The 4,896-nt window shown below is 41.1% G+C and carries 5 protein-coding genes; 1 reads left to right on the top strand and 4 read right to left on the bottom strand.

The window, feature by feature from the left end:
* Positions 1-182 (top strand): hypothetical protein (locus tag PG418_RS18885; protein ID WP_498837875.1); only part of this gene is annotated, 182 nt, incomplete at its 5' end.
* On the opposite strand, the gene PG418_RS18880 is transcribed toward PG418_RS18885, so the two are convergent.
* From PG418_RS18880 to PG418_RS18865, 4 genes are all read right to left on the bottom strand, one after another.
* Positions 171-872, bottom strand: a complete 702-nt coding sequence (locus PG418_RS18880; protein ID WP_498837874.1) for a DUF6652 family protein — start codon at positions 870-872, stop codon at positions 171-173. The two genes, PG418_RS18885 and PG418_RS18880, sit on opposite strands and share 12 nt — an antisense overlap.
* 73 nt (positions 873-945) lie before the next feature.
* Entirely contained in the window at positions 946-2,190 is a 1,245-nt protein-coding gene (locus PG418_RS18875; protein WP_195369052.1) for an aminopeptidase P N-terminal domain-containing protein, read from the bottom strand.
* A gap of 25 nt (positions 2,191-2,215) precedes the next feature.
* Complete coding sequence (locus PG418_RS18870; RefSeq protein ID WP_498837873.1) at positions 2,216-3,700, bottom strand: carboxypeptidase M32; 1,485 nt, start codon at positions 3,698-3,700, stop codon at positions 2,216-2,218.
* A 103-nt stretch (positions 3,701-3,803) separates the two neighbouring features.
* Positions 3,804-4,640 (bottom strand): PRD domain-containing protein, encoded by an 837-nt coding sequence (locus PG418_RS18865; RefSeq protein WP_008368484.1) that lies wholly within the window; start codon positions 4,638-4,640, stop codon positions 3,804-3,806.
* Positions 4,641-4,896: the final 256 nt, after the last annotated feature.

The following is a 4,896-nucleotide window of genomic DNA, read 5'->3' as shown; positions in this document are numbered from 1 at the left end:
TCAATGTTGTTTTTATATTTTGCGCAATTCAGAATATTCTGACATCAATTCAACATGCTTTTGCGAATGGCGCGGCTGAACATCCCCTTCCATTTGCCTTTCCATTTCCTTTTTCATTTCACATTTACAAAAAGCAGCCGTACCAACACTCTGATACAACTGCTTGTATTTTAAAACATTGATTTCATTTTAATTATCAGATATATGGTCGCAAAAACTGCAAACAGATACACACACCCAATAATTGCAGAACTCTTTTTCCCTCTTCCCCATTTTTCCGTTGCAAGATACATTGCATCCAACACATCAAACAGAAAGAAAAACTGGAATACCGTATGTACAACTGCTTCGGCAAACCCTATTTTCCCACTTTTATAGGTCATACGGATCACCTGGATCCCATAAAAGCTTCCCGGTAAAATAGCAAGCCATGTTGCACCAACCGAAAAAACGACTGCTACAATCAGCCACGGCAGCAATACCGGAGCAAAGATTATCGCGGCTCCCCGGCTTCCTACCAGCACTGCCATACTTATGAAAAAATAATAAATGAACAGAACCAGAAAATTTACACAGAAAAAGACAACCAGCCCATATTTATGGATCAGCATGCGGTTCACGCATTCAATCGGATTTCCCGTTTTGTATATCTTAAATGACTGTCCAATATTTATGATTCCCACAACTGCCACAAGTCCCCAATAAAAAAGCAGTGGAAGAAACACAATCATCAACGTTAATCCGATATGCCCCTCCTGTATTTTATCCAGCAGTCCCGTAACAAGAATAAGATATACATATGCAAGTGGTACACATAAAGTTAATAGTATTACATAAAGAAATGTACTTTTCCGTGATTTTCTATTTTCCATATCCTGGCTCTCCATATTTCAGGAAAAGGGAACCGTAATTTTCTATACAGCTCCCCCTTTCCCTGTTTTCTATTTATCTGCGTCCCATAAATGCTTCAATCTCATCGATCTGTCTCGGAATTGCTCTTGAAAGATTTTCACATCCGTCTTCTGTGATCAGGCAATTATCTTCCAGACGGAATCCAATGCCCCATTCTTCATGGTAAACACCGATATCTACACAGAATACAACACCCGGTACAGCAAGTCCGCTTCCTTCTACCACGTCATGTACATCAAATCCAACATGATGTGCTCCACCGTGCCACATGTAAGTCCCAATATCTTCAAAATTTTTGCATACTCCTGCTTCTTTTAACTGTTCAAATGTATATTTACGGATGATCTTATCCACATCCAGAAGCGGTACACCCGGTTTCAGTGTACTGAACATATATTCTGAAGTATTGTAAATGCACTCATAAAGCAATTTCTGACGGTCATTAAATCTTCCATTGCACGGAAATGCCCTGGATACATCGTTGATCTCATAATCCCATACAGCACCAACGTCATTCAGGATCATATCTCCATCCTGGGCCTGTCCGCGATAATCATAGTAATGAATTTTAAAGTTGTTCTTTCCTGATGAAATGATAGACGGAAATCCTGGTGAAAGCACTCCCCTCTGAGCCAGTGCATAATCAAATTCTGCTTTATACTGGTATTCGTACATTCCCGGTTTAGATGTTTTCATCATTGCTTCGATTCCGGCCTTTGTGATCGTTTCCGCTTTCTTCATTGCCTCAATCTCACATGGCTTCTTGATCAGGCGAAGCTGTTTCATGATCGGATGAAGGTTGCCAAGTCCAACAAACGGAGCATGTTCTTTCAGATACTTGCCAAGGCGGTATGCTTCTACTGCCGGCGTATTTTCATAAACCTTGTCAAAATCAAGATAAACTTTCTTAACATTGCCAGAAAATAATTGTCTGGAAAGATCATTCCGGAATGCTGCCACATATTTGTAATTCGTAATTCCGGAAAGTTCTTCTGCTTCCTCTTCTTTTATACGTCTTCCGGTCCAGCGTTCTGCAAATGCATCCGGTGGAAGAAGATACAGAGTTTCTTCAATTGTTCCCTCTCCGACATAAGCCATCAGTACAATATTTTCCTGCTCAATTCCTGTCAGATACAAAAAGTTACGATTTGTAAAAAACGGATAATTCTCATCATTGGTCTTGATCGGTGCATGTCCGCTGAATACAACCACCAAAGATCCCGCTTCAAGTTTCTGATACAGGCTCTTACGATTTCCTGCGTAAAATTCTTTATTCATTGGTCAATCCTCCTGCCCTCTGCGCTTAGTGTAAATATTTTTCTTTCAGATATTCAATATAATAACCGGTATTCAGCTCTTCTCCTGTTGCTTTTTTGAGCATCTCGCGTGCAGAATAGGTCTGTCCGTACTGGTGAATATGTTCTTTTAACCAGTTTCCAATTACAGATGAATCTCCTTTTCCCAGCTTTTCAAATGCATCCGGGCAATCAGCAAGAAGCTTATGAGCAAACTGTGCTGCGTAAGCATCTCCAAGTGCATATCCCTGAAAATATCCTACACATCCTGAAGCCCAGTGCACATCCTGCAGGATTCCTTCCTGATGATTCTTTGGAGTAAATCCCAGATATTCCTGATATTTTCTGTTCCATGCTTCTTCAATTGTATCCACTGTCAGTTTTCCATCGAAATATTCTTTTTCAATTTCGTAACGGATGATGATATGCAGGGTATTTGTAAGCTCATCCGCTTTCAGACGGATCAGTCCCGGTTTTACTTTATTGAGTGCCGCAAGGAATGTATCCAGAGAAATCTCTTTGTATTTTGGCACTTCATTCTGCAGATATGGGTACAGGTTCTCCCAGAATTCTCTGGTTCTTCCTACATGATTCTCGTAGAATCTGGACTGGGATTCATGCATTGCACCTTCAATTCCGCCCCAGAGTCCGCTTTCTGCGACCTCATCGTTCGCATTATAATTATAGAGTCCATGTCCGGTCTCATGAACCACTGCCAGAATCGCATGGATCAGCTCATCACAGTTTGTGGATGGTCTGGAATCACGAGGTCCGGTGCAGACACATACCGGATGATGGATCTCAAATAAAGTACTCTTATCTTTATCAAGTCCCAGAATCTCCTGCGCTTTCTTCACAATACGAAGTACTGTATCATGATCTGCTTCACATTCCAGAATGGAATCATCAATCTTACTCTGTTCTTCTCTTACCGCATTTAAAATTTCGCAGACAGCATCTTTGATTTTTGCCAAAATTGCATCAATCTCTTCCAGACGATAATCCTTATCAAACCGGTTCACCAGAACCTGATATGGTTTTTCATCCGGATTGATCGCTGTTGCTATCTTCTCCTGTAAATCAAACTGTTTTTTCAGTACCGGCTTAAAGCTTTCAAAATCATCTGCCTCATAGCATTTTCCCCATGCCAGCTGTCCATCTGCATTTGCCTGATTCAATTCTCCCTGCAGGCTTGCCGGAATCTGTACTGCTTCTTTATACCTTCCGATCAGATAACGTACCATACCTTTGTCTGTATCTGAATCAAAAGCTGTCTCTCTTTCCAGTGACTCTACCAGTTCTTTTGTCTCTTTGCTCGTCAGTTTCTCATTCGAAAGCTCTGTCAGATATGCTCCGACTTTCCCTTCATAATCAAATCCGTCCTTCGGGCAGTTATTCCATCTGTCATAGTAAATGATATTATCCATACACTCCAGATAACGGAGTTTCACAACAATATCCTTCACCTTTTCCATCTGTTCTTTTGTAGCCATTACCGTACCAACCTTTCTCCTTAGACTAATGTTCAAACTTTGGTCCGATTATACCATTTGTTTCCCCGTAGTGTCAATCTTTTGGCAAAAGCCGGTTCCTCTGTTATGCCTTTATTTCTTCACTGTAGATTCGTTCGATATGCATTGCCAGATACCCGATTTCCATCTCATCAAGTTCTTTTCCAATACTCTTTCCGAGCATATCGCAGACTTTTTTTGCAGTCATATACGCTTCCGGAAATTTGGATTCTATATATTCATTCATATTGATACGAAGATCCTCCCCCGTCATAGCACGTGCTACCATATATTTGATATGGTTCATCAGACGATTATAGGAAAGCGAGATCACATCGATCTTTTTTCCTGTTTCTTTTTCGATCATCTCAATACATTCTCTCACTGCACGGGCCGTCTGCATTGCCACAGACACTTTTTCATCCTCGATTGCTGAATGAATGTGAAGTGCCACGTATCCGATTTCATGCTCATCGATCGTGATCTGCATTCTCTTCTGCAAAATATCTCTGAGCACGGATGCTGCTTGAAATTCATTATGAAAAAGTACTCTGATATCATCTGTCAGTGGATTGCTGATCTGCTCCTGATTCCGGATTCGCGAAACAGCAAAGGAGATATGATCTGCCAGCGGGATCATGATCCGGCGGTCTACTTTCCCAAAAACTTTTTCTGCTTCCCGGATCACCTCATCTGCGATTTCCAGAAATTCCGGATCCATCTCCTGCACCAGAGATTTGGCAGATCCTCTGTCTGTCTGTTCGGTCAGGCGGTAAGTTGCTGTATCTTCTGTCACTTCAAAACGCTGACTGACCTTCTTTCCAAAGCCAATTCCTTTACCGAGAAGGACGTATTCCTGGTTATCCTCTGTATTGATTGCGATCACGCCATTATTATTCAAAATTTTGCTTACTCTGTACATATCTGATTCCCCCGAAGACGAGTTTTAAGTTCTGATTTTATCCTAGCAGAGAATGAGGGGAAAGTCAAAAAAAGGTTAAGAAAAAGGGAACGCAAATTTGGCTGTTTTCTGACGGGTGTGAAATAGCTTCCGCAAAAAACAAATAAAAGCAGAACGGGGCTGTTGCACGATGAATCGTGCTTAGCCCCGTAAGTTTGTTTGATGTTTTTGATGTGATTATCACAAAATCTGTGAATAGATTTTATTTGGTTTCCCG

Source organism: Bariatricus sp. TF06-38A, from assembly GCF_027690675.1.
GTDB classification, from domain to species: Bacteria; Bacillota; Clostridia; order Lachnospirales; family Lachnospiraceae; genus Allocoprococcus; species Allocoprococcus comes.
The sequence above is the reverse complement of the archived record's forward strand: the minus strand, read 5'-3'. Positions and strand labels throughout refer to the sequence as shown.